Annotated in this window: 27 protein-coding genes and 1 tRNA gene; 13 read left to right on the forward strand and 15 right to left on the reverse strand. The window is 63.5% G+C overall.

Translation table 11 applies throughout. The features are described from left to right. Positions 1–4: 4 nt before the first annotated feature. The 9 genes from FXB38_RS20355 to FXB38_RS20395 form a co-directional block, all read right to left on the reverse strand. Positions 5–1,219 carry an aminotransferase class I/II-fold pyridoxal phosphate-dependent enzyme gene (locus tag FXB38_RS20355; protein WP_148752766.1) on the reverse strand — a complete coding sequence of 405 codons (1,215 nt, stop codon included), beginning with the start codon at positions 1,217–1,219 and terminating at the stop codon, positions 5–7. A 306-nt stretch (positions 1,220–1,525) separates the two neighbouring features. Further along, the gene (locus tag FXB38_RS20360) at positions 1,526–1,930 is read right to left on the reverse strand and encodes a GFA family protein (protein ID WP_148752767.1); all 405 of its coding nucleotides are present in this window, start codon (positions 1,928–1,930) and stop codon (positions 1,526–1,528) included. A gap of 220 nt (positions 1,931–2,150) precedes the next feature. Then, positions 2,151–3,599 (reverse strand): ammonium transporter, encoded by a 1,449-nt coding sequence (locus tag FXB38_RS20365; RefSeq protein WP_148752768.1) that lies wholly within the window; start codon positions 3,597–3,599, stop codon positions 2,151–2,153. A 38-nt stretch (positions 3,600–3,637) separates the two neighbouring features. Beyond that, complete coding sequence (locus FXB38_RS20370; RefSeq protein WP_027535364.1) at positions 3,638–3,976, reverse strand: P-II family nitrogen regulator; 339 nt, start codon at positions 3,974–3,976, stop codon at positions 3,638–3,640. Between the two features lie 393 nt (positions 3,977–4,369). Beyond that, positions 4,370–4,972 carry an ATP-dependent Clp protease proteolytic subunit gene (locus FXB38_RS20375; RefSeq protein WP_148752769.1) on the reverse strand — a complete coding sequence of 201 codons (603 nt, stop codon included), beginning with the start codon at positions 4,970–4,972 and terminating at the stop codon, positions 4,370–4,372. A 40-nt stretch (positions 4,973–5,012) separates the two neighbouring features. Next, positions 5,013–5,363 carry an SRPBCC family protein gene (locus FXB38_RS20380; protein ID WP_148752770.1) on the reverse strand — a complete coding sequence of 117 codons (351 nt, stop codon included), beginning with the start codon at positions 5,361–5,363 and terminating at the stop codon, positions 5,013–5,015. A 41-nt stretch (positions 5,364–5,404) separates the two neighbouring features. Further along, a complete protein-coding gene (locus FXB38_RS20385) occupies positions 5,405–5,719 on the reverse strand; it encodes an ArsR/SmtB family transcription factor (protein ID WP_148752771.1) in 315 nt (104 codons plus the stop codon). Between the two features lie 41 nt (positions 5,720–5,760). Then, complete coding sequence (locus FXB38_RS20390; protein ID WP_148752772.1) at positions 5,761–7,062, reverse strand: ammonium transporter; 1,302 nt, start codon at positions 7,060–7,062, stop codon at positions 5,761–5,763. 137 nt (positions 7,063–7,199) lie between these two features. Further along, positions 7,200–7,538 carry a P-II family nitrogen regulator gene (locus FXB38_RS20395; RefSeq protein WP_008142802.1) on the reverse strand — a complete coding sequence of 113 codons (339 nt, stop codon included), beginning with the start codon at positions 7,536–7,538 and terminating at the stop codon, positions 7,200–7,202. 235 nt (positions 7,539–7,773) lie between these two features. Between FXB38_RS20395 and FXB38_RS20400 the strand changes: the two genes are divergently transcribed. After that, the gene (locus tag FXB38_RS20400; protein ID WP_148752773.1) at positions 7,774–8,661 is read left to right on the forward strand and encodes a DUF4339 domain-containing protein; all 888 of its coding nucleotides are present in this window, start codon (positions 7,774–7,776) and stop codon (positions 8,659–8,661) included. Between the two features lie 3 nt (positions 8,662–8,664). On the opposite strand, the gene tesB is transcribed toward FXB38_RS20400, so the two are convergent. Then, complete coding sequence (tesB, locus tag FXB38_RS20405) at positions 8,665–9,528, reverse strand: acyl-CoA thioesterase II (RefSeq protein WP_148752836.1); 864 nt, start codon at positions 9,526–9,528, stop codon at positions 8,665–8,667. A gap of 139 nt (positions 9,529–9,667) precedes the next feature. Here tesB and FXB38_RS20410 point away from each other — a divergent pair, with 139 nt between their 5' ends. Beyond that, positions 9,668–10,885 (forward strand): ubiquinone biosynthesis hydroxylase, encoded by a 1,218-nt coding sequence (locus tag FXB38_RS20410; RefSeq protein ID WP_148752774.1) that lies wholly within the window; start codon positions 9,668–9,670, stop codon positions 10,883–10,885. Between the two features lie 28 nt (positions 10,886–10,913). Here the strand turns inward: FXB38_RS20410 and FXB38_RS20415 are convergent, their stop codons facing one another. Beyond that, the gene (locus FXB38_RS20415) at positions 10,914–11,111 is read right to left on the reverse strand and encodes a Trm112 family protein (protein WP_148752775.1); all 198 of its coding nucleotides are present in this window, start codon (positions 11,109–11,111) and stop codon (positions 10,914–10,916) included. Positions 11,112–11,180: 69 nt separating this feature from the next. Continuing rightward, entirely contained in the window at positions 11,181–11,711 is a 531-nt protein-coding gene (locus tag FXB38_RS20420) for a TetR/AcrR family transcriptional regulator (protein ID WP_187435014.1), read from the reverse strand. 91 nt (positions 11,712–11,802) lie between these two features. Here FXB38_RS20420 and FXB38_RS20425 point away from each other — a divergent pair, with 91 nt between their 5' ends. The 6 genes from FXB38_RS20425 to FXB38_RS20450 all read left to right on the forward strand — a co-directional run bounded on the left by FXB38_RS20425 (position 11,803) and on the right by FXB38_RS20450 (position 17,704). Further along, entirely contained in the window at positions 11,803–12,153 is a 351-nt protein-coding gene (locus FXB38_RS20425; RefSeq protein ID WP_148752777.1) for a hypothetical protein, read from the forward strand. A gap of 40 nt (positions 12,154–12,193) precedes the next feature. Next, complete coding sequence (locus tag FXB38_RS20430; RefSeq protein WP_148752778.1) at positions 12,194–12,991, forward strand: crotonase/enoyl-CoA hydratase family protein; 798 nt, start codon at positions 12,194–12,196, stop codon at positions 12,989–12,991. Positions 12,992–12,994: 3 nt separating this feature from the next. Further along, positions 12,995–13,807 (forward strand): SDR family oxidoreductase, encoded by an 813-nt coding sequence (locus FXB38_RS20435; RefSeq protein WP_148752779.1) that lies wholly within the window; start codon positions 12,995–12,997, stop codon positions 13,805–13,807. Positions 13,808–14,016: 209 nt separating this feature from the next. After that, positions 14,017–14,295 (forward strand): PepSY domain-containing protein, encoded by a 279-nt coding sequence (locus FXB38_RS20440; RefSeq protein ID WP_187435015.1) that lies wholly within the window; start codon positions 14,017–14,019, stop codon positions 14,293–14,295. An 82-nt stretch (positions 14,296–14,377) separates the two neighbouring features. Continuing rightward, positions 14,378–14,968 (forward strand): cytochrome b/b6 domain-containing protein, encoded by a 591-nt coding sequence (locus FXB38_RS20445; protein ID WP_148752781.1) that lies wholly within the window; start codon positions 14,378–14,380, stop codon positions 14,966–14,968. A gap of 234 nt (positions 14,969–15,202) precedes the next feature. Next, positions 15,203–17,704 carry an EAL domain-containing protein gene (locus FXB38_RS20450; protein WP_148752782.1) on the forward strand — a complete coding sequence of 834 codons (2,502 nt, stop codon included), beginning with the start codon at positions 15,203–15,205 and terminating at the stop codon, positions 17,702–17,704. A 12-nt stretch (positions 17,705–17,716) separates the two neighbouring features. On the opposite strand, the gene FXB38_RS20455 is transcribed toward FXB38_RS20450, so the two are convergent. Together FXB38_RS20455 and trxA are read right to left on the reverse strand one after the other, a co-directional pair. Next, a complete protein-coding gene (locus FXB38_RS20455; protein ID WP_148752783.1) occupies positions 17,717–18,394 on the reverse strand; it encodes an LON peptidase substrate-binding domain-containing protein in 678 nt (225 codons plus the stop codon). Between the two features lie 33 nt (positions 18,395–18,427). Then, entirely contained in the window at positions 18,428–19,351 is a 924-nt protein-coding gene (gene trxA / locus FXB38_RS20460; RefSeq protein ID WP_187435016.1) for a thioredoxin, read from the reverse strand. A 273-nt stretch (positions 19,352–19,624) separates the two neighbouring features. On the opposite strand from trxA, the gene FXB38_RS20465 reads away from it, so the two are divergent. Next, positions 19,625–19,699: transfer RNA gene (locus FXB38_RS20465), tRNA-Gly, on the forward strand. Positions 19,700–19,764: 65 nt separating this feature from the next. On the opposite strand, the gene FXB38_RS20470 is transcribed toward FXB38_RS20465, so the two are convergent. After that, the gene (locus FXB38_RS20470) at positions 19,765–20,337 is read right to left on the reverse strand and encodes a TetR/AcrR family transcriptional regulator (RefSeq protein ID WP_148752785.1); all 573 of its coding nucleotides are present in this window, start codon (positions 20,335–20,337) and stop codon (positions 19,765–19,767) included. A gap of 106 nt (positions 20,338–20,443) precedes the next feature. On the opposite strand from FXB38_RS20470, the gene FXB38_RS20475 reads away from it, so the two are divergent. The 4 genes from FXB38_RS20475 (at position 20,444) to FXB38_RS20490 (ending at position 24,534) form a co-directional block, all read left to right on the forward strand. Continuing rightward, positions 20,444–21,130: a glutathione S-transferase family protein gene (locus FXB38_RS20475; protein ID WP_148752786.1), complete on the forward strand. Its 687-nt coding sequence runs from the start codon at positions 20,444–20,446 to the stop codon at positions 21,128–21,130. Positions 21,131–21,246: 116 nt separating this feature from the next. Then, a complete protein-coding gene (locus FXB38_RS20480) occupies positions 21,247–22,233 on the forward strand; it encodes an NAD-dependent epimerase/dehydratase family protein (protein WP_148752787.1) in 987 nt (328 codons plus the stop codon). Positions 22,234–22,576: 343 nt separating this feature from the next. Then, positions 22,577–23,845 (forward strand): PQQ-dependent sugar dehydrogenase, encoded by a 1,269-nt coding sequence (locus tag FXB38_RS20485; RefSeq protein WP_148752788.1) that lies wholly within the window; start codon positions 22,577–22,579, stop codon positions 23,843–23,845. A gap of 95 nt (positions 23,846–23,940) precedes the next feature. After that, on the forward strand, positions 23,941–24,534 hold the full coding sequence (locus FXB38_RS20490; protein WP_148752789.1) for a c-type cytochrome: 594 nt from the start codon (positions 23,941–23,943) through the stop codon (positions 24,532–24,534). Positions 24,535–24,538: the final 4 nt, after the last annotated feature.

Here is a 24,538-nt window from a genome sequence, read left to right on the forward strand (position 1 = left end):
CCGCCTAACCCAGAGTTTCGACCAGCCGGTGCAGCGCCTGCGCCGTGGTCTCACTATCCTGCACCAGCGCCAGGCGAATGTAGCCGGCACCGGGATTGAAGCCGTCGGGCTGACGCCGCGCCAGATAGGAACCGGGCACCACGCGCACGCCGGCTTCCCTGAAAAGCCTGAGAGTCACGGAGACATCGTCGCCGATCTCGGACGTATTGAGCCAGACGCAGAAACCGGCGTCGGGCCGGCGATAGCCGTAACGATTGCCGATGATCTGGTCGGCGAGATCGAACTTGATCCGGTAGAGCCTGCGGTTCTCCTCGACATGCGCCTCGTCGCCATAGGCAACGGTCGCGACATGCTGAAGCGGCACCGGCACCTGCGGCGCCGCGATGTTGCGCAGCTCCAGGAACATGCCGATCAACTTCCTGTCGCCGGCAGCGAAGCCGACCCGCAAGCCCGGCAGGTTGGAGCGCTTCGACAGCGACTGGAACGCGACCACGCGGGTGAAATCGGGGCCCGCGCATTCGAGTGCGCTGCCTGGTGCTTCGCGGGTGTAGATCTCGGAGTAACACTCGTCGCTGAGGATCACGAAGTTGTAGCGATCGGCGAGGCTCTTCAGGCGCGTGAAATAATCGCGCGACGCGACCGAGCCCTGCGGATTGGCGGGTGACGCCAGATAGAACGCCACCGTGCGCGCGAGCGTCGCTTCGTCGATGGCGTCGAGATCGGGCAGGAAGCCGTTTTCGACGGTGGTCGGCTGATAGACCGGCTCGCAGGCCGCGGCGCCGGCGCCGGCGCCATAGACCGGATAGAACGGGTTCGGCATCAGGATGGCGGGCTTGCCGGGACGCGGGCCGACATAGCGCGCTGCTGCGATCGCGGCGAGGAATAGCCCCTCTCGGCTGCCATTGAGGACGAGAATCTCGCTCTTGGGGTCGAGCGGTCGCGGCAGCTTGAAGCGCGACGACAACCAGGCGCCCGCTGCCTGCCGGAACGGCTCGGTGCCCTGGTTCATCGGGTAACGGCCGAAATCGGCGATGTGCTTGGCCAGCACCGGACCGACGAAGTCAGGCACCGGATGCTGGGGTTCGCCGACTGCGAGCGAAATCAAGGGCTTGCCAGGCTGGTGCGGCGCCAACAGCTCGTTCAGCCGGACGAAGGGCGAGCGTTCGTCGTCGGAGCTTCCACCGGCTAGCGGCGCACGGGATGAAGCGGTCATAGCCATTCTGGGCGCCAGCACTCTTGGAACGGCCGGCACATGGATATGCCGGCGGGAAAGCGGTTCAGTTCACCATAGATAGGGCGAGGTTAAGACGCGATTAACCATCGGCAGGCCGACCCGTCCAGAGCGGGAATAATGAGGCCGGATAACAACGGGATGCATGGTGCTCAGGGCCCCCGCTTCTCGTCACACGGGACGCGACGTCATGGCCGGGCTTAGTCCCGGCCATCCACGGCCTTTCCTGCCGCACCAAGAACGTGGATGCCCGGGACAAGCCCGGGCATGACGAGTTTCCCGACATAGGCCCGTTCAGTGCGCTGGCAGCTTCTCGAACGTCGCCATGCCCGCGGGGATCGCGTGGAACTCCTGCTTGTCGCAGGTGTAGATCGCCATCTGGGGATGGAACTGCTTGGGTTCGTCCAGTGTGCCGACCTTGAGGATCGCGGCCGGCAGTCCCGGAACCTTGGTCACCAGATGGGTGCCGCATTCTGCGCAAAATTCACGGGTGACGGCGCGCTCCAGATCCTTGCGGGTGAACTGCTTGGGGTGGCCGGTGATGTAGCTAAAGCCGGCCGCCGGCATCGCGATGAAGGTGTTGGGCGCGCCGCCCGAAATGTACTGGCACTCGCGGCAGTGACATTGGGCCTGCATCATCGGATCGCCCTCGGCCACGTAGCGCACTTCGCCGCAATAACATCCGCCTGCCAAACGCATGACGACCTCCCGTTTTGTTGTTCGTTATGGTCGTTATTTCTGCGCCGGCAATCTGGAATGGCAATCCTTTTCTTCCTTGCGCAGTCAAAAAGAATCCCGCCAAAAAAAGGGGCTCCAACTTGCGCTGGAGCCCCTCAACGGTCGGGGCATTGCCGGGTATGTGCCCAAACCGTAGTTGTGGACGCGATCCCCGAGGAGAGATCGCGTCCGGGAGGACTGGTTACATGTTGTAGGCGCGCTCGGTGTGGTCGGTGATGTCGAGACCTTCACGCTCGCTCTCGACATTGGCGCGGAGGCCAACGATCACATCGACGACCTTGTAGAGGATCGCCGAACCGACGCCCGACCACACCAGCGTGGTGCAGACGGCTTCGATCTGGGAGATCATCTGCGCCGCGAAGTCGTAATCGGCAACCTTGGGCGGGATCGCGGTGTAGTCGATGATGCCCGCGCCACCGAGAGCCGGATTGACCAGGATGCCGGTGCCGAGGGCGCCGATGATGCCGCCGATGCAGTGCACGCCGAACACGTCGAGCGAGTCATCATAGCCGAGCGCGTTCTTCACCACGGTGCAGAAGAACAGGCAGACCACGCCGACCACGAGGCCGAGGACGATCGCACCCATCACGCCGGAGAAGCCGGCGGCAGGCGTGACGGCCACGAGGCCCGCGACAGCGCCGGAGATGATGCCGAGCACCGACGGATGACCCTTCACGATCCACTCCGCGAACATCCACGACAGCGCTGCGGCTGCGGTGGCGACGAAGGAGTTGGTCATGGCGAGGGCTGCGCCGCCGTTGGCCTCGAGGTTGGAGCCGGCGTTGAAGCCGAACCAGCCAACCCAGAGCAGCGAGGCACCGATCATCGACATGGTCAGCGAGTGCGGAGCCATCAGCTCCTTGCCGTAGCCGGTGCGCTTGCCGATCAGAAGCGCGCCGACGAGACCTGCGATGCCGGCGTTGATGTGCACCACGGTGCCGCCAGCGAAGTCGATCGCGCCCTTCTTGAAGATCCAGCCGGCGTCGGCGTTGATCTCGTCGAGCTTGGCCTGAGCCGCAGTCTTCGCTGCGCCATCAGCCGCGGCAGCGAGAGCCTTGGCTGCATCCTGGATCGCGTCCGGGCCGGGCCAGTACCAGACCATGTGCGCGATCGGGAAGTAGATCAGCGTGACCCAGAGCGGGATGAACAGGGCGATCGCCGAGAACTTCATGCGCTCGGCGAAGGCGCCGACGATGAGGGCGGGCGTGATCGCCGCGAACGTCATCTGGAAGCACACATAGACGAGCTCCGAGATGTTCGCGTCGACCGAGAAGGTCGCGGCCTTCGAGTCGGTGGTGACGCCCATCATGAAGGCCTTGGAGAAGCCGCCGATGAAGTCGGAGCCGCCGGTGAAGGCGAGGCTGTAGCCGTACACGGCCCAGATCACGGTGACGATGCAGACGGTGTAGAACACCTGCATCAGGACCGAGAGCATGTTCTTGGAACGAACGAGGCCGCCGTAGAACAGCGCGAGACCCGGGATCGTCATCAACAGCACGAGCACTGTCGATGTCAGCATCCAGGCGTTATCCCCCTTGTTGACCGTTGGCTCGGCATAGGCTGCGGTCGCAGCGAACAGGCCGACTGCGAGAGCCGCCAATCCCGCGCCATAGGGACGCTTAAACGTCATTTCATTTACTCCTGATTGAATTTTGGTTGAGCGCGAAATCAAAGGGCCGCGGCGTCGGCCTCGCCGGTGCGGATGCGGACCGCATGGTCGAGGTTGATGACGAAGATCTTGCCGTCGCCGATCTGTCCGGTTTTCGCAGCCGAGGTGATGGCGTCGATGGTCTTGTCGACCTGCTCGGAGGCGACAGCGACTTCGATCTTGATCTTGGGCAGGAAGCTCACGGCATATTCGGCGCCGCGGTAGATTTCCGTATGGCCTTTCTGGCGGCCATATCCCTTGACTTCCGTCACCGTGAGACCGTGAACGCCAATGGCGGTCAGGGCGTCACGGACTTCTTCCAGCTTGAATGGCTTGATAATCGCCATAACAATTTTCATGGGTCCTATCCCCGCTTGGGCCCGGTCCGGACGTGGCCGGGCGTTTCTCGACTGGTTCGCCACGAGGGAGAAGTTCACTACGCGGGCACAGCCAGGACCGTTAGAATCAAATGCCGTGCCAGATCGGGCGGCTTGCCTAACGGACTATGAAAGCGGGGCTTTTCGCGTTTGGCGGGCATTGCGGTGCAGTGCGCCATTACGTCGCGCTCAATCCCTGGTCAGGCCTGATCAAAAAGCAGGCATGACAGGCTGTCGACACATTTGCTGCTCACGCGTCGGGCAGCTGAGAGGTAACTGACTACGGAAGATGCTAGCGGAAGGGCGTCGCCGTGCTGTGAAATATCGAAGCGGCTCCCGGCATGCTCACGGGATACGCGCAACCGACCTGGACCGTCAGGCCGGCTCGCGCTCCGCAAAGACCCGGTCGATCAATCCCCATTCGACCCCCTGCTGCGCGGTCATGAAGTGGTCGCGGTCCAGGGTCCGTTCCACCTCCGCCTCGGAGCGCCCGCAATGCTGCGCGTAGAGCCGGGTGATGCGCCGCTTGGTTTCCTGCATTTCGTTGGCATGGATCAGGATGTCGGACGCCTGGCCCTGGAAGCCGCCGAGCGGCTGGTGCACGTGAAGGCTCGCATTGGGCAGCGCGGCGCGGTGACCGGGCTCGCCGGCCATCAGCAGGAACGAGCCCATCGAGCGCGCAGTGCCCATGCACAGCGTATGAACCGGCGCCTTGACGAACTGCATGGTGTCGTACATGGCGAGGCCACTGGTGACCACGCCGCCATAGGAGTTGATGTAGAGATTGATCGGCCTGTTCGGATTCTCCGCCTCCAGGAACAGCAGCTGCGCGCAGACCAGTCCCGACATCGCATCATTGACCTCGCCGTTGAGGAAGATGATGCGCTCGCGCAGGAGCCGCGAATAGATGTCGAAGGATCGTTCGCCGCGGGCGGATTGTTCGACAACCATAGGGACGAGCTGAAGCATGTCGCGCATCGGCGACCTCCATGTCTGCAGGTGATGAAGTCTTTTGTTGTTAGGCCGCCGCGCGCATCAGGCAGCAATTGCTGTTGGCCGGCTGCGGCAGCGTTACATCGCAGGCCTGCTGAATAATGCGGAAGCGGGTGCCGCCGTCTTCGTTCGGCTCGATCCGGAAGATGACGTGGCTCTCGCGAAACGGCGGCTCTGAATCACGAAGCCGATAGCGCACCTCTTCGCCTGCGATCGTAGATTCCGGCTCGGCGCCCGCAAGGTCGCAATCCGGCAGCCAGCGCTCGCGCAAGGCCGGAATGGTCACGGCGCGCCAGACCTTTGCCGGCGGTGCATCGAAGTCATATTCGAGCACAAGGTCTGCGTCGGAGGGATCAGGCTTTGCTGCGTCGCTCATTGAACCAGGTCCTTATTGATCCAAATCATTGATCCAAGTCCTCATTGATCCATGTCCTTGAGGAGATCGGCGAGTGCTTCCATGCGCTTCGGCCAGTAGGCGCGGTAGCGCGCAAGCCATGCCCCGATGGCCACGATCCCGTCCGGGTCGACTGCGTAATTCACAAAACGGCCCTGCCGCTGTTCGCGCACCAGGCCAGCCGCGCGCAGCACCGAAAGGTGCTGCGACATCGCCGGCTGGCTGATCTCCAAGCCGTCGCGCAAAGCGCTGGCATTCAGGCTGCCACCAGCGAGCTTCTCAAAGACTTTACGGCGGGTCGGGTCGGCCAGCGCCTTGAAGATATCGGCTTCGATCATGCCAACACATAAGCACGTACTTATGTGTTGCGCAAGCCCGATTACTGAAGCGCCTCGCCGTGCTGCGAGATATCGAGGCCCTCGAGCTCGTGCTCGCGCGACACGCGCAGGGGCACGAACAGGCCGACCAGCTTGAGCAGGACAAAGCTCACGCCCGCCGACCAGACGAAGGTGACGGCGACGCCGTAAAGCTGGATCAGCAGCTGCTGCGGATGGCCCTCGAGCAGGCCGGCCGTGCCGCCGATCGCGCTGGTCGCGAACACGCCGGCGAGCAGCGTGCCGGTCAGTCCGCCGATGCCGTGGACGCCGAACACGTCGAGCGAATCGTCGTAGTCGAAGCGGTGCTTCAGCCACGTGCAGGCCCAGTAGCAGATCCCGCCCGCGGCGATGCCGATGACGATGCCGTGCCACGGCGCGACGAAGCCGGAAGCCGGCGTGATGGTGCCGAGGCCTGCCACTGCGCCCGAGATCATGCCGAGCACTGAGGGCTTGCGCCGCGTCGACCATTCGATCGCGCCCCAGGTCAGCGCGCCGGAGCAGGCCGCCAGATGCGTCGCGATGATCGCCATCACCGCGCGCGAATTGGCAGCACCGGCCGAGCCGCCGTTGAAGCCGAACCAGCCGACCCACAGCAGGCCGGTGCCCATCACCGCGAGCGAAAGATCGAACGGTGACAGATTTTCGGTGCCGTAGCCGTGCCGGCGTCCCATCACCTTCGCCGCCACGAGGCCGCCGGTGCCGGCCGACAGATGCACGACGAGGCCGCCGGCGAAATCCAGCACGCCCATGCTGTTGAGGAAGCCGCCGCCCCACACCCAATGTGCCAGTGGAATGTAGACGAAGATGAACCAGGCGACCGAGAACAGCAGATAGGCGGAGAAACGCATCCGGTCGGCGACCGAGCCCGCCACCAGCGCCACCGTGATGATGGCGAACGTCATCTGGTACAGCATGAACAGCGCTTCCGGGATCGTCTTCGCTGCCGGGTTGACGCTGTCCATGGTCATGCCGGCGAGGAACCAGCGGTCGAGTGAACCGATCCACGGCCCGCCGCCGACGAAGCACAGCGAATAGCCGAACGCGACCCAGAGAATGGAGATGATCGTCACCGCGGCAAGGCTTTGCGCCATGGTCGCGAGCACGTTCTTCTTGCGCACCATGCCGGAATAGAACAGCGCAAGCCCTGGGATCGTCATCATCAGCACCAGCGCGGTGGCGACGATCATCCAGGCAGTGTCGGCGGTGTTGATCTCGGAGCCTGCGGCGTGCGCCGGCGACGCCATGACCAAAGCAAATCCGATCGGCGCAGCCATAGCAGCTGCGCGGCGTAACAATCCCGCCATGTCATTCCCCCCGGGCATCAATTGACGTCGCACGCTGTGGCATCGTTGCCCGGTGCGATCGAACAAGGCTGTATCAGAGCGTTTTCGAGCGAAGTGGATACCGGTTCGCGTGAAGAAAACGCGTCAAGACAAGAAGTTTAGAGCGCGTCGCTGTCGGTCTCGCCGGTGCGGATGCGCAGCGCGTGGTCGATCGGCGTGACGAAGATCTTGCCGTCGCCGATCTGCCCGGTGCGGGCGGTCGCGGTGATCACGGCGACCGCCTTGTCGGCGACGTCGGAGGCGACCGCGATCTCGATCCGCAGCTTCGGCAGGAAGTTCACGACATATTCCGCGCCGCGATAGATCTCGGTGTGACCCTTCTGGCGGCCATAGCCCTTCACCTCGGTCACGGTCATGCCGTGGACGCCGATCGCCGTCAGGGCCTGACGGACCTCATCGAGCTTGAAAGGTTTGATGATCGCGACGACAAGTTTCATGGTCAGGCCTGTTTCCCGGGATGCGCCGCGCCGTATGTCCCCGGCGCTGCGTCAATTTGGCATCTTTCCGGGCAAATGGCACAAAAAACTTGCAGGTTGAAGCGGAAAAACGTTCGGAGGTGTGAACGGCCGCCTCTGTACAGGGCAGCCGTTCATCCTTCACAATGCATTTTTGGCATGGATGTGGTGAACCCGCACCTGCCCAGCGGTACAAAAGTATTTTGGGGGGCGCGTCATGGCGAGTTGGTTCTACGCATCCGAAGGCAAGCAGCAGGGGCCCTACCCGGAGGGACAGTTCCGCGACCTCATTACCCAGGGCGTCGTGCGCGGCGATACGCTGGTGTGGTCCGAGGGCATGGCGGGCTGGCAGAAGGCGGCCGAAATTCCGGGATTGATTGGTGGCGGCGCGCCGCCGATCACTCCGGCCGGAGGGCCGCCGATGATGGGCGGCGGTGGCTATACCGGTGCGGGTAGCGCTGCCGGCGGATCGCTGTCGGTCGATTTCGGTATCCTCGACTTCACCTGGCGAACGCTGGTGATGCTGATCGGCTCGTGCTTCATCATCCCGATTCCGTGGCTGTTCGTCTGGTACACGCAATGGATCGTGTCCTGCGTGAGGGTCCCGGGCCGGCCGAACCTCTCCTTCACCGGCACTGCCATGGCGATCGTGCCGTGGTTCTTCGGCTTCATCGTTCTGGCGATTGTCGTCGGCTACACCGGCATCCAGATTTTGAGCACGGCACTCTACATCGCCCAGATCGTTCTCTACTGGATGCTGCTGAAATGGATGGTCGCGAACATCGCCTCCAACGGGCAGCCGGTCGGCCTGAGCTTCACCGGTTCGGTGCTGGGCTATATCGGCTGGAACCTGCTGTTCGCGATCTCCATCATCACCATCATTGGATGGGCCTGGGTCGCCGCAGCCCAGCTGCGTTGGGTCTATCGCAACATCCAGGGCACGCGGCGCGAGATCATCTTCAGGGGCAGCGGGCTCGGGATTCTCTGGCGCGGGATCGTGGCGGCGATCCTGTGCGGCTTCATCATCCCGATCCCGTGGGTCTATCGCTGGATCATGAACTGGTTCGCATCCCAGACCGAGCTCGCGCCGCGCGGGTCGCTCTAGCGATCAGCTCCTCCGCTCGCGCACCGAGCCTTCCTGCGCGACGGAGGCGACCAGTGTGCCGTCGGGCTTGAAGATCGAGCCGCGGGTCAAGCCGCGGCCGCCTTGGGCGCTCGGCGAATCCTGCGCGTAGAGCAGCCATTCGTCGGCGCGGAACGGGCGGTGAAACCACATCGCGTGGTCGAGGCTCGCCGGCATCATGCGCTTGTCGAACAGCGTGCGGCCGTAGCGCGCCATGATGGCGTCGAGCAGCGAGAAGTCCGAGGCATAGGCGAGAGCGCACATGTGCAGCGCCGGATCGTCCGGCAGCGTCGCCGCCGTCCTGATCCAGACATGGATACGGCCGTCCTCTATCTTCTGGCCGAAATAACGGCCGAGCTCGACCGGGCGCAGCTCGATCGGGCGATCCGATTCGTAGTAGCGGCGGATGAAGTCCGGCATCTCGCGGAACATCGGCTGCTTTGCCACCTCCTCCGCCGTCAGCTTTTCCGGCGGCGGCACCTCGGGCATCTTCTCCTGGTGGTCGAACGCGGTCTCCTCCTCGGCATGGAATGACACCATGATCGAGAAGATCGCATTGCCATGCTGGATCGCGGTGACGCGGCGCGTCGAATAGCTCTTGCCGTCGCGCAGCCGTTCGACCTGGTAGATGATCGGGATCTGCGGATCGCCCGGCAGGATGAAATAGCAATGCAGCGAATGCGGCAGCCGGCCCTCGACGGTGCGGCAGGCCGCGACCATCGCCTGTCCGATCACCTGCCCGCCGAACACCCGCTGCCAGCTCGTCTTCGGGCTGTTGCCGCGGAACAAGTTCACCTCGAGCTGCTCGAGATCGAGGATCGAGATCAGGTCGATCAGGCCTTTGGACATCGGATTCAGCTTTCGCATCGTCAGTGCCGGCTCGCTGCTCCGGAATGACACAATGGGGCGTTCCGCCCTTGTTTCACCGCACTGTTTCGCCCACCTCAAGTCTGCTAGCAAGTCCAAGAATTGGCCGGGAATTTTTTGTATGTCACAGAGTAGCATAGTCATTGGCGGCGGCGCGTTTGCCGGCCTGGCGCTCGCGCTGGCGCTGCGCCAAGGGCTCGGATCCGAGATTCCCGTCATCGTCGCCGACCCCGCGCTCGCCACACGGCCGAGCCGCGATCCCCGCGCGACCGCCATCGTCGCGGCCTGCCGCCGGCTGTTCGAGGCGCTCGACGCCTGGGACGATGTCAAGGCTGAGGCCCAGCCGATCCTCGACATGGTCGTCACCGATTCCAAGCTCGAGGACGCCACGCGTCCGGCATTCCTGAATTTCGCCGGCGATGTCGCGCCCGGCGAGCCCTTTGCGCACATGGTCGAGAACCGCCGCCTGATCGATGCACTGGTTGTCCGCGCCGAAGCTGAAGGCATCGATCTTCGCGCGACGACCGTTGCGTCGTACGATACCAGCGCCGGCGGCATTGACGTCATGCTCGGCGATGGCAGCAGGATTGCCGCAAGCCTGTTGGTCGCGGCCGATGGTGCCAAGTCAAAGCTGCGCGAGCGCGCCGGCATCGCCACCCATGGCTGGGAATACGATCAATCCGGCATCGTCGTCACCGTCGGCCACGAGCGCGATCACGAAGGCCGCGCCGAAGAGCACTTTTTGCCCGCGGGTCCGTTTGCGATCCTGCCGTTGACCGGCAAGCGATCGTCGCTGGTGTGGACCGAGCGCCGCGCAGAGGCCGCGCGCATCATTGGCTTAAGCGAAGAAGAGTTTCACGGCGAGCTCGAGCAGCGCTTTGGTTTGCATCTCGGTGAGGTGAAGGCGCTCGACAAGCCGCGCGCGTTCCCGTTGTCCTATTTCGTGGCGCGCTCCTTCGTGGCCGAGCGCCTGGCGCTGGTCGGCGATTCCGCGCACGTCATTCATCCCATCGCCGGACAGGGCCTCAACATGGGGCTGAAGGATGTCGCCGCACTGGCCGAGGTCGTGGTCGATGCCGCGCGGCTCGGCATGGATCTCGGTGGCGCCGACGTGCTCGATCGCTACCAGCGCTGGCGCCGTTTCGACACCATGGCGATGGGCGTCGCCACCAACTCGCTCAACTTCCTGTTCTCGAACAAGTCGACATTGCTGCGCTCGTTGCGCGACATCGGCCTCGGCATCGTCGACCGCACCCCGCCGCTGAAAAATCTCTTCATCCGCCAGGCGGCGGGCTTGACGGGTGAGATACCGAAGTTGCTGAAGGGCGAGGCGCTGTGAGCTACTCGCCATTCCCTGTTCGCTATCCTCAATCGATCTTGCGCGCCTCTTCCGGCAGCATGATCGGGATGCCGTCGCGGATCGGGTAAGCGAGCCTGGCGCTGCGCGAGATCAGCTCCTGCTTGGCGGAATCGAATTCCAGCGGGCCCTTGGTCAGCGGGCAGACCAGGATCTCCAGCAGTTTTGGATCGACGCTAGGTTCGGGGCGTTCGGTGGGCGCGTTCATCAGGATCTCCGGCGATCGGTTGCATGTAGCATAGAAAATCGCCTCCGCCCATTGCGGCGGCCGGAGCGTTCAGGTGGAAATCATCTTCTGGATCTCGTCGAGCAGGCCCTGGAGCCGCGCGGGCGGCACCGGCGGGCCCGACAGCGCGAAGCCGAGGAAGGTCCAGTACAGGATCTGCGCTCGTCCTTGCGCGGTTGCCGCGGAGAATCCGCGTCGTTGCAGCAGCGCCTCGATATAGTCGAGCCTGCGGCGGTCGATGGCCCGGACGGCCGCTTGCGCCGCCGGATCGAACGCCGCCCAGTTGCGCACCGCGCGCTCCAGATCGAGCCGGGCGCCAAAAGTCCTGCGCAGCAGCGCCGTCAGCGCCTCGTCGGTGTCGGCCTCGACACCAGCGATGATCTCTTCGGCCGCGATCTCGCGCCAGCGTTTCAGCACGGCCGCATGGAACGCGCCGAGATCGGCAAAATGCCAGTAAAAACTGCCGCGGGAAACGCCGATGGCCTTTGCCAACGGATCGGCCTTCAGCGCGGTGAAGCCGCTTTTGGTGAGCGCCTTGAGGCCCTCCTTGATCCAGTCGTCGGCGCGGAGCTGGTCGGTCATGTCAGGTTCCGAAATTTTTACCATACACTAGTGTATTGACAGGTGTCGCGCCAGCGCCTATCTCACCGTACACAGATGTATGGAGGCCCCGATGCGTGATCTCTTGCTCCAGTGCGCCGGAATCCTCGCCATATTGGTGGCCCTCGTCCACGGCATCCTCGGCGAGACCAAGGTCTTTCCCCGCGCCACGATCGAGCCACCGCGGCTCCGCACCCTGATCCGCCTGGTCTGGCAGGCCTCGACGGTCGCGTGGATCGGCTGCGGCATGCTCCTGATCGCGACGCCGTGGATGGAGTCCGCGCCGGCGCGCCGCTGGATCGTCATCACCATGGTCTGCGTGTTCGGCTTCTCTGCCTGCGCCAACGCATGGGCGACACGCGGCCGGCACTTTGGCTGGATGGCGCTGAGTGTGGTCGTGGTGATGGCGGTGGCCGGCTACTGACGCCGGAACGGCCGGTCACGCATTCGAGTGGAGCGGTGTCATGGAAGATCGTGTTCGGCTGACCATCGTGGACGGCGTGGCCCATGTCCGGCTCAATCGCCCGGACAAGATGAATGCTCTCGACCCCGCGATGTTCGAGGCGCTCATCGCGGCCGGAACGCAGCTCGGTGCGCGCAGGGAGGTCCGCGCCGTCATTCTCTCCGGCGAAGGGCGGGCGTTCTGCGCGGGCCTCGATCTGGACCGGCTTCTGGCGACGACGAAAGGCGATTCGCTGATCCCGTCAGCCGACCTGACACAGCGAAGCCACGGCATCGCAAACTATGCGCAGCATCTCGTCTGGCTCTGGCGCGAGTTGCCAGTGCCGGTGATTGCCGCGGTCCATGGCGTCGCCTTCGGCGGTGGCTTCCAGCTCGCGCTCGGCGCGGACCTTCGCTATCTGGCGCCGGCGACACGGCTCGCCGTCATCGAGGCCAAATGGGGACTGGTGCCTGACATGGCCGGCACGCAGTTGATGCGCCACCTCGCCCGCGAAGATGTCGTGCGCGAGCTGACCTATACCGGCCGCGTGTTTTCGGCTGACGAAGCGCTGGCCTATGGTTTTGCGACAGGGCTTGCCGACGATCCGCTGGCCGCCGCTTTGACAGTCGCGCACGAGATCGCAAGCCGCAGCCCCGATGCTGTCCGCGCCGCCAAGCGGCTCCTCAATCTCGCCGCGACCTCGGACGTCGCCACAGGCCTCGCCGCCGAGACCGCCGAGCAGGCCGCGCTGCTCGGCACCCCCAATCATGTCGAGGCCGTCAGCAGCAATCTTGAGAACCGCGCACCACGATGGAGGTGAAGCATGGCGTTGACACTCGTCACCGGCGGCACGGGCCATCTCGGCAGGGAGATCGTCGATCGCCTCATTCGCGATGGACATCGCGTCCGATTGTTTGCGAGATCACCGGAGGCCCGCTCGGACGTCGAATGGACCAGGGGCGATCTTGCCACGGGCGCCGGCTTGCGGGACGCGTTGCGTGACGTCGACACCGTCATCAATGCGGCGACCTATTCGCCGATCGCGCGGCGAGGCGGTATTCGGCCGGTCGATTTCTTCAGTTCCCCTTCCGCCGTGGATGTCGAGGGAACGGAGCGATTGCTGTCGCTTTGCCAGGAGCAATCCGTGCGGCACTTCCTGCATGTGTCGATCGTCGGGCTCGACGAGGCCACGTTGCCCTATGCACGGGTCAAGCTCGCCGGCGAGCAGCTGGTTCGCGCTTCCGCACTGTCGTGGTCCGTCGTTCGCGCGATGCCGTTCTATTATCTGCTCGACAAGATGCTTGCGGGCCTCGCTTGGCTTCCACTGTGGCCGATGCCGACGACGCCCTTCAATCCCGTCGATGCCTCCGATGTTGCCGATCACGTGGTAGCATGCGCCTTCGACGGGGCGCGCGGCGAGCGCGCGGAGATTGGCGGTCCCGAAGATCTCAGCGTCGCCGCGCTGGCCGGCCAGTATCGGGATGCGCGAGGCCTGCATCGAAAAATCCTGCCGATACCCATGTCCGAGACAAGAGCGCGTCGCATGGGCTTTGTCGTCAGTCAGGGCGTGCGCGGGCGCCTCGCCTGGGCAGACTGGCTGCGACGCCAGTATCCCGGCGCGCGCCATGCGGCCTAGCGAACTTCGCCACGTTCGCGGACGAATCCGAGCCGTGAGGCGTAAGGCCGCAGCGAGCGGCCAAATAAGCGTTGCGCGCGGAGCGCGCTGACGTTTTGACGACGGTTAGAATATCTCTAACGCTGGGCCGATCCGAACCCGGTTGACTTCATCCTATGCTTTGTTTCCTTCGGGCGCGCTTCGCGCACACGACAGAGGAGGAGACATTCGTGAGAGTCATTCGTGTTCTTGCCATTGCACTGACGGTCGGGATCGGCATGGGGTCGGCGGCGATGGCCGACGGTTTCAAGAACTGCACCAAGCTCGACAAGGCATCGTGGAAGCCGGCTGGCGATGCCGAAGCCAAGGCCAAGGCGGCCGGCTACGAGGTGCGGCGTTCCAAGATCGAAGGCTCGTGCTATGAGGTCTATGGCGTCAAGGAAGGCAAGCTCTACGAGCTGTTCTACAGCCCGGAAGATCTCAGCCTGAAGCACACGATTGCCAAGTGATCTGCGCCAAGTGATCTGATGCCAAGTGAACTGATGCCAAGTGATCCGCGTTAAGTGAACGGCGCAAGGTGAACCGAGGCTTATGAACGAAGCGGTACCCGAAGCGAGCGGGGCGTCCAACAGGACCCCCGCGGACAAGGCCACTTCGCGGACGGTCGAGGTCTGGGACCTTCCGCTGCGCCTCTGGCACTGGGCCCTCGCGGTCAGCGTTCTGGTCGCGTGGTTCACGCCAACCGTCTATGACGGGCTTCACCGCATCGTCGGCTATGGCGTGATCGGGCTGTTGGCCTTCCGTCTGGTCTGGGGATTCTGGGGAAGCCGCTATTCGCGCTTTCGCGTGATTGGTGTCAGGCTCCGCGCGGCGCCCTTCTATCTCTGGAATCTGCGACGCGGCATCACCGGCCGCTATATCGGGCTCAATCCTGCCGGCACCTTGATGTTGGTCGCGCTGCTGCTGTCGCTCGCAGTCTCGGCAATCACGGGCGCGATGTCGGTGACCGTCACCTTCTTCGGCGTCTGGTGGATCGAGGACACCCACGCTTATGCGTCGGACGCCGTCATGGTCCTTGTCGTGCTGCACGTCGCCGGCGCAGCGCTGATGGGAATGCTCCAACGCGAGAATCTGATTCGCGCGATGATCACGGGACGAAAACGCATCCGTCATCATCCCTGAGCGGGATGTGTTGTCCTGGACGGAAGGATTGCACCGCCGTTATCCCGCAGCGCATATAAGCCACGTAGTTTCACGGGAGCTGAACCCCTCACCCGCACCGAACTACCGCCCATTGGCGTCTTTGCCAGGCAACGTTTACCTCACGATAGGCATGCAACCGGGCATTGTGGAAAATTAACGCGGCGAAAGCTCACTCCGATCAATGGTCGAAGCATTGACGAGGGAGCGATTTCAATGTTCCGCGTTTTTACCTGCCTCACAGCCGAGCATGATTGGCGGCTTGTCATGCTCGCCGGCCTGGTTTGCTTCGCTGCAAGCATCGTGGCCGTCAGTATCTTTCATCGCGCGATTGCCTCGCGAGCCAGGAGGCGGCTGATCTGGATTGCGATCGCAGGCGCCGCCATCGGCTACGGAATCTGGGCTACGCATTTTGTTGCAATGCTCGCCTACGAGCCTGGCGTCCAGACCGGTTACGGCATCGCGCTGACAGGGCTGTCGCTCGCGGCCGCGATGATCTTGACCTCGGCCGGTTTTGGCGTTGCGGTCAGCTACTCCGGCCGATGGCGCGCGGCTGCCGGCGGCGGCATCATCGGCGCTGGTATTGCGAGCATGCACTATCTCGGCATGTGGGCCCTCGAAGTGCCGGGTCGCGTGACCTGGTCGCCCGGGCTGGTGTTCATCTCGATCGCCCTCGGCATGTTGCTGGGCTACGCTGCACTCGCGATCGCCCTGGGTCACAAGGGTAAGTGGGGGACCTTCGCCGCCGCATTGCTGCTGACGCTCGCCATCGTGTCGCATCATTTCACGGCCATGGGGGCCGTGCAGATCGTTCCGGACCCGACGCTGAACAACGATACCTTGTCGCTTTCTCCCGCCTTCCTCGCCGTGGCAATCGCGGGTGTGGCCCTGTCAGTGCTCGGGATGAGCCTTGTCGGTGTGCTGGCGGATTCGCGCCTTGCGACCAGAACGAGCAGATTCAAGGAAATCATCGGCCAGCTTTCGATCGCCCGGCAGCAACTCGAAGGTTCGCAAAGAGAGCTCCAGGAGCAGAAGCTCAGGCTCGATACGGCCATCAACAATATGGTTGAGGGCGTTTGCATGTTCGATGCGGAGAAGCGACTTGTCATCTGCAACGAGCGTTATGCCCGGCTCTACCGGCTGCCGCCGGAATTGCTGAGAACGGGGACACCGCATACCGACATCATCCGGCATCGCATTGTGAACGGTATCCTCAAGGGCGACACAAGCGAGGGCGCGGCCGAGCAATTCGTCTCGAAACTGGCCGCGTTGCCGTTCGATGCGGTCTCGAGCAGGATCGACGAGTTCGCGGACAGGCGATTGATCTGCGTCACGCGGCAGCCAATGGCCGGCGGCGGGTGGGTGGCGACGCATCTTGACGTCACCGAGCAACGCCGGTCCGAGGCCAAGATCACTCATATGGCGCAACACGATGCGCTGACCGATCTGCCGAATCGCGTGCTGCTCAGAGAGCGGATGGAGCATGCCATCGCAGTTACGCGCAATGGCGGCCTCGATCTTGCGGTGCTCATGCTCGATCTCGATCGCTTCAAGGAAGTCAACGACACGCTGGGACATCCGGCGGGCGATTCCCTGTTGCGCGCCGTCGCGGCGCGTTTGCGCGATTGCACCACGGAAACCGCGTTGATCGCCCGCCTCGGCGGCGACGAGTTCGCGGTGATCGACTACGTGACCAACCCGGCCGTGGAGGCGGCCTCGCTTGCCGAAAGGATCATAAAGGTGCTTCGCGAACCCTTCGATCTCGGCGATCATCGGGTCACGGTGGGCACCAGCATTGGCATCGCCATCGCGCCGCGCGATGGCGATGATTCCGACGTGCTCATGAAGAGCGCGGATCTCGCCCTCTACTCGGCCAAGAGTGGCGGACGTGGCGCGTTCCGTTTCTTCGAGCCGGAACTCGACGAGCTCATGCATGCGCGACGCAACCTGGAGCGCGACATGCGGGATGCGATTGCCGGCGGTGAATTCGAGCTCCACTACCAGCCATTTGTCGTTGCCACGACCGGCGAGATCCGCGGCTTCGAGTCCCTGCTACGCTGGCATCACCCGAAGCGAGGTCTGGTCATGCCCAGCGAATTCATCCCGCTTGCGGAAGAGACCGGCTTGATCGTGCCGCTGGGAGAATGGGTCTTGAGGACCGCCTGTGCGGAAGCCGCCAAATGGCCTGCCGATCTCAGAATTGCGATCAACCTGTCTCCCGCTCAATTCAGGAGCAAGGAGCTTGTCGCGGTCGTTATCGGCGCGCTGGCCGGTTCGGGCGTTGCGCCGCACAGGCTTGAGCTCGAGGTCACCGAGACGGTGATCATGCATGATAGCGAAGCCGTCTTCGCAGCACTCGGTCAACTGCGCGAGCTCGGTGTACGAGTAGCGCTCGACGATTTCGGCACCGGCTATTCATCGCTGAGCTTTCTGCAGAGATTCCCATTCGACAAGATCAAGATCGACCGCAGCTTCGTCAACGAACTATCCAGCGCGAGCGAAGAGGCGCAGCACCTCGCGCGAGCGGTGGTTCGTTTCGCAGTCAGCCTCGGCAAGACGACGACCGCCGAAGGCGTCGAAACGAAGGAGCAGCTGGACATTCTCCGCGAAGAGGGGAGCGTCGAAACCCAGGGCTACTATTTCAGCCGGCCGATGCCTGCATCCAGCGTCGCGAAAATGCTGCGGCGAGGTGCCAGGGCGGCCATCCGTGCTGCGTGAGTATTCAGGCGGTCACTGCAGCGGCGGATCGCCCGAGGTACGTTTCTTGGCGAGGTCCATCTCGGTGACCGCGATCAGGATCTCGGCGCGGGTCTTCAGGTCGGGCGCCTCCAGCATCGCCTGCTTCTCGGCGGGGCCATAGGGCGACATCATCGCCAGCGCGTTGACGAGGGCCTCGTTGGGCGCGCTCTCGACGCCTTCCCAGTCGACCTTGAGATTGTTGGCCTTCAAGAAATCCGCCAGCGCCACCAGTAGCGCCTCGCGGTTGACCTCGTCCTCGCCCATCCGCGCGGTGAAATCGTCGGTGAAGGCGAAGAAATCGACCTTGCACTGGCGGTAGGCGGTCAGCACCTCGAGCTCCTCGAGCACCCTGAAGCGCGCGACGCCGGTGAGCTCGAGGATGTAGCGGCCGTCGCCGGACTCGGCGAGCTGGGTGATGCGGCCGACGCAGCCGACCCGGAACAGCGCCGGTCTGTCGGAATTCTTTGGCGAATGCGCCGCATCAGGCTGGATCATGCCGATCAGGCGATGGCCATCGCGAAAACTGTCGTCGACCATCTCGAGATAGCGCGGCTCGAAAATGTTGAGCGGCATCTGGCCGCGCGGCAACAGCAACGCGCCCGGCAGCGGAAACACCGGAATGATTTCCGGAAGGTCGGCGGGCCCGCGATATTCGATGTTGATCGGCATCTGGTCCCCGCTGACGTCGCCGGCACGTTTTCCTTATGAAAACAGGATCGTCGACAAGCGCTTGCGTCCCTCGACGGTTGCCTCATCCGTGCCGCCCCAGGCCTCGAAGAACTGCACCAGCTGCTTGCGGGCGCCGTCGTCGTTCCATTTGCGGTCGCGCTTGACGATCGCGAGCAGCTGCTCGGTGGCGGCGACCCGGTTGCCCTGCGCGTTCAGCGCGGTGGCGAGGTCGAAGCGTGCCTGATGATCGAGCGGATTTGCGGCGACTTTCTGTTCCAGCTCGGTGATGGGGCCGAGCTGTTCCGCCTGTTCGGCGAGATCGATCGCGGCCTGCACGGCCTTCACGGCCGGATCGTTGCGCTTGGATTCCGGTACCATGGCCAGCGTCTGCTTGGCCTGCTCCATCGCACCGGAGGTGACGTAGCATTTTGCCAGGCCGGCGAGTGCTGCGATGTTGGTCGAATCATACCGGAGCACTTCGGCGTAGATCTGCGCGGCGGCTGCGGCGTCGCCCTCGGCGAGAACGGCCTCGGCCTCCTGCAGAATCTCGGCGACGTTGGGCTCGCCGGGCGCAGCGACGCCCTTGGTCAGCTTTTCGATGAAGGCATTGACCTGGCTCTCCGGCACCGCGCCCATGAAGCCGTCGGCGGGCTGGCCGTTGACGAAGGCGATCACGGCCGGGATCGACTGGATGCCCATCTGGCCCGGAATCGCCGGATGCTGGTCGATGTTCATCTTGACCAGCTTGACCTTGCCCTTGGCGGCCTTGACCGCCTTCTCCAGCACGGGCGTGAGCTGCCTGCAGGGACCACACCACTCCGCCCAGAAGTCGATCAGCACCGGCTGGCGCTTCGATTCCTCGATGACGTCCTTCACGAAGGTCTGGGTGGTGGTGTCCTTGATCAGATCGGCCGCAGCCGGGACTGCGGCTCCGTTACCCTGGTCGATGATCGTCACGGGATCCCCTCGTCTGATGTCTGGAATGGCGGGTCTTTAGCACGTCGCCATCGCATATGCTTCGGTGTCGGCCCTAAAATTGGGCCGGGTCGGCCGAATTTCAATCCACCGGCGTCGATTCGGCGGTTCCGGGAGGTTTGGGGCGATTCGGCCGGGTTCGGGCTCATATTGGGGCTCCGAAAGCCAATCTATGCCGCCGGTAGCTGTTGCATTCGCCCTCCGCTTTTGGCATACGACAGCCGTTGCCGGCGCGTCACGCGACCGACACAGGATGCGGGTGTAGCTCAGTGGTAGAGCACGACCTTGCCAAGGTCGGGGTCGAGGGTTCGAGCCCCTTCGCCCGCTCCAGTTTTCCCAGAGCATCCAAAATCCCGTAAGCGCAATTCGCTTCGGCCTGTCTCGAGCGCTGCTGATCAGGGAATCAATCCCGAGACGCGGTAGGCCTCGATGGAGCGATCGTAGACCGAGATATCGTTGCGACCGCGCGCAATCAGCTGTGCGCCTGCGACCGCGGCATAAATCGCCATCGAGCGCTCGTTCCTCTCCTCTTCGCTGGGAGATGGCTTGGTGGTTGCCAGCACACGCGCGATCCATGCGATATTCATGCGCGGAAAACGATCGATCTCGTGCCTCACTTCTTCAGGGAGATCATCGAGCTCGGCGCTCATGACGCCGCTCAGGCACATGCGATTGCCGTTGGCCAGCGCGGCACGAAAGATCCCGACGTAGCGGTCGAAACAGGTACGCGGATCGGGTGCCGTGGCGAGAATCTCCTCCAGATAGGCGGCACCCTCCTCGGTGTAGCGCCGCGCCAGGGCCACGCCGAGATCGCCCTTGGTGGGAAAGTGGTAGTGCACGCTGGCGCTCTTAATCCCGACCTCCTTGGCCAGCTCGCGGAAGCTCAGCGCCGTGTATCCGCGCGCTTGCACAGTGGCCCGCGCCGCCGCCAGGACGGCTTCCCGCATGTCAGTTTTGGTTTTTGCCATCGGTTTCATTACCTATCGATCGATAGATAGCTGTTGACCGCCCCGATGAAAAGGGCCTATTCGTTTTCAGTAGCCTATCTATCGATAGACAGATAAAAGGTGACAAATGAGAATCTATGATCGTCCAGGCTTTCCCAACCCCACCCGCATCCGCATCGTGCTTGCGGAAAAGCAGCTCGACTCTCAGGTCGAGTTTATCCCGGTCGACCTTATCGGGGCCGAACACAAGAGCCCTGCGTTCCTGCAAAAGAACCCCTCGGGCGTCTTGCCCGTTCTTGAGCTGGACGACGGCACCTTCATCTCGGAATCCACGGCGATCACCGAATATCTCGATCACATGGACGGCCACCCGACGCTGACGGGCACGACGCCGAAACAGAGAGGGCTGATCCATATGATGCAGCGGCGCGCGGAGGCCGAACTGATCGATCCGGTCGGCGAGTACTTCCATCATGCGACACCGGGTCTCGGCCCGAAGCTTCAGGCCTTCAAGAGCCTCGACTGGACCGGCCGCGCCGAGTGGGGACGACGGCAAGGCGAACGTGCTCGCGCGGGAATGACCTATTTCAACGCTGTGCTGGGGCAGCAGCCCTACATCGCCGGCGAGGTGTTCTCGATGGCGGACATCACCATCTTTGCCGGTCTGCTGTTCGCCGATGCCGCGGGCCTCACCATTCCCGAAAACTCTCACGCCCTCCTCGCCTGGCGCGCACGAGTTGCCGAATTGCCCAGCGTGAAGCATCGCAGCGGTCAGGCGTTTCTCGCCGACGATGCGCGTCGCCTCGGCCTGTGATTGACCGGCGGCAGTTTCGGGCACAAACGATTGCCGGTTGGCAGGCTGGTGCGTGAGGCGGGCTGGACCAATTCAGCCCGCCCTGCGTGCCGCCGGAACGCCGTTCGGGAGGTGCAATGACAATTCTGGTCACCGGCAGCGCAGGCCATCTCGGCGAGGCCATTCTCCGGACGCTCCGGCGTCGCGGGTCATCTGCGCGCGGGGTCGACCTGAAGGCATCGCCCCTCACCGACGTGGTGGGCTCGATCGTCGATCCCGGCTTCGTCCGGGCGCAGATGGACGGCGTCACCGCCGTCATCCACAGCGCGACGCTGCACAAGCCGCATGTGGCGACCCACAGCAAGCAGGACTTTGTCGACACCAACGTCACCGGCACGCTCAATTTGCTCGAGTCGGCCACGGCGGCTGGCGTGAAGAGCTTTGTCTTCACCAGCACCACCAGTGCATTCGGTTCGCAACTCCGGCCGGAGGCGGGCCAGGCCGCGGTGTGGGTCACCGAGGACCTGCCGGCGATCCCGAAGAACATCTACGGCACCACAAAGCTGATGGCGGAAAATATGTGCGAGCTGTTCTTTCGCGAGCGCCGGCTTCCGGTCGTGGTGTTGCGGACCTCGCGGTTCTTTCCGGAGGACGACGACGATCCCGCAATGCGGTCGGCCTACCCGCTGGACAATGCGCAAGCCAACGAGCTGCTCTATAGACGGCTGGATATAGCGGACGCGGTGAGCGCCCATCTGCTCGCCGCGGTGCGCGCGCCGGAGATCGGGTTCGCCCGCTATATCGTCTCGGCTACAACCCCGTTTGGACAACACCATCTCGCGGCGCTCGCCCGTGATGCGGCCGGTGTCGTGCGCGAGCTCTACCCGGATTGCGACGAGCTCTATGCGACGCGCGGCTGGCGGCTATTTCCCGGGATCGACCGCGTCTATGTCAACGATCGCGCGCGGCGCGAGCTGGGCTGGCATCCGGAATTCGATTTCGCCCATGTGCTGCGCAGCCTGCGCGATGGCTCCGATTTCCGCAGCTCCCTGGCGCGCGAGGTGGGAGCGAAGGGCTATCACGACACGCCATTCGACGATGGACCGTATCCCGTCGCCAAATAGTCGCCGCTTTCGTCAATTCGCACGATGTTTCAGACGTGTGGCCGGTGTCACCGCGCATCGTCTGGCTTCCGCCGTTCTACAGTGCATGGGGTTGTTTTCGCGTTTTTGGATTGGTCGACCATTCTGCTGCTCTCAAAAGAGGCATGCGCCATCTCGATTTCGCGTTGCAGCGAGCTTGTCGCCGTCGCGGAGGGCAGCTGCAACGCATGCGACGCGCTTCTCTCCGGTCGCAGATGTGCTAACCTTTTTGGGTCTGCCTCTCTGACAGACTCCGAACTTCGCCTCTCGACTATCAGAACAAAATAACGTGCAGCCCTGACGGCTGCCTTAGGGGAGTGACGCGATGAAATCGATGATCCATCGATCCGTGTTGGCGCTTGCGGCGGTTGCCCTTCTTGCCGGGACCAGCGCCGGCAGTGCACAGGACAAAAGCAAACCGCTGAAGAAGTACGAATCCGGCACCAAGGAATTCTGGACCCATCCGCCGGATGACTGGTTCCTCGGCGACGAGAACGAGGCGCAGAAGGGTCTCGCGCCGCCCTCGGGTCCGCCGACCGGCGCCTCCGATGCCGAGCTCGCCAACATCATCAAGAAGGTGAAGCTGCCGGCGGGCTTCAAGATGGAGGTCTACGCCTCCGGCGTGCTGGCCGCGCGTCAGATGGCCTGGGGTGACAAGGGCACGCTGTTCGTCGGCTCGTTTGGCCTCGGCAACGTCTATGCCATCAAGGACAACAACGGAAAGAAAGAGGTCAAGACCATCCTCAAGGGGCTGAACATGCCCACCGGTCTGGCCGTCAAGGACGGTGCGCTCTACGTCATCGCGGTCGACAAGCTGATCCGCTACGACGACGTCGAAAACAAGCTCGACAACCTCGGCGAAGGCAAGGTCGTCTATGACGACATGCCGTCCTATGCCGCGCATGGCTGGAAGTACCTCGCGGCCGACAAGGACGGCTGGTTCTACATTCCGTTCGGACCGCCCTTCAACGTCGGCATTCCCCCGACCAGTCTCTCGCAGATCCGGCGCGTCGATCCCAAGACCGGCAATGCCGAAGTCTATGCGCTCGGCGTTCGCAACTCGGTCGGCGGCGACGTCGATCCGCGCACCGGAAAATACTGGTTCACCGAGAACGCCCGCGACTGGGTCAGTGACGACCTCCCCTCCGACAAGCTGAACATGATCTCGAAGATGGGCGAGCATTTCGGCTATCCCTACTGCCACCAGGGCGACCTTCCCGATCCGAAGTTCGCCATGGGCCACAAATGCTCCGAGTTCACGCCGCCCGTGCTGAATCTCGGCGCCCACGTCGCTCCGCTCGGTATGAAGTTCTACACCGGCGACCAGTTCCCCGCCGAATACAAGAACAACATCCTGATCGCCGAGCACGGCTCCTGGAATCGCCACAAGTACCAGGGCGGCCGCATCGTGCGCGTGATCGTCGGGCCCGACGGCAAGAACGCCAAGCAGGAGGTGTTCGCCTCCGGCTGGATCGAGGGCGACCAGGGCTATCTCGGCCGCCCCGATGACATCATCCTCGCCAAGGACGGCTCGATCCTCGTCGCCGACGACTGGGCCGGCGCGATCTATCGCATCAGCTACAGCAAGAAGTAGCGCGACATGACCAGGAGGCTGCGGTGGCCGAGAGGCGCCGCAGCCTCTTTCATTTCAAAGTCTCACGCTGTCGTTCCTAGATCGGAATTCCTTCCATGCGCCGGCAGTTCATCTCGCACACAATCAGCGCGGCTGCGCTCCTCACGCTTGGCGCCCTTTCCGCAAGCGCCGCGGACAATACTGCCGTCCAGGAGAAGGCTGCCGTTTGCTCCGGCTGTCACGGCGAGAACGGTATCTCGCAGACCGAGAACATTCCCTCGCTGGCCGGTCAGCCCGACCAATTCCTGCAATGGCAGCTCGTGTTCTTCCGCGCCGGCTCGCGCAAGAACGAGCAGATGCAGCCGATTGCCGCCGAGATCACCAACGAAGACGTTCGCAGTCTCGGCGCCTATTTCGCGGCCATGACGCCGCCGAAGGCAGCAGACGACAAGGATCCGGACCTGTCGAAAAAAGGCGCGCAAGTGGCCGCCGGCCGCCGCTGCGCCTCATGCCACACGGATAGCTTTGCCGGCACCAAGGCCGTCGCGCGGCTCGCGGGTCAGCGCGAGGAATATCTGGTCAAGGCGCTGCACGACTACAAGACCAGCCAGCGCGTCGGCGGCGGCGTCGCCGCGATGGCCGATGTCGCCTATCACATGAGCGATGAGGAAATCACCGCCGTCTCGCACTATCTCGCGTACTTCAAATAGCGCT

It is taken from the genome of Bradyrhizobium cytisi (assembly GCF_008123515.1).
Taxonomy (GTDB): domain Bacteria; phylum Pseudomonadota; class Alphaproteobacteria; order Rhizobiales; family Xanthobacteraceae; genus Bradyrhizobium; species Bradyrhizobium cytisi.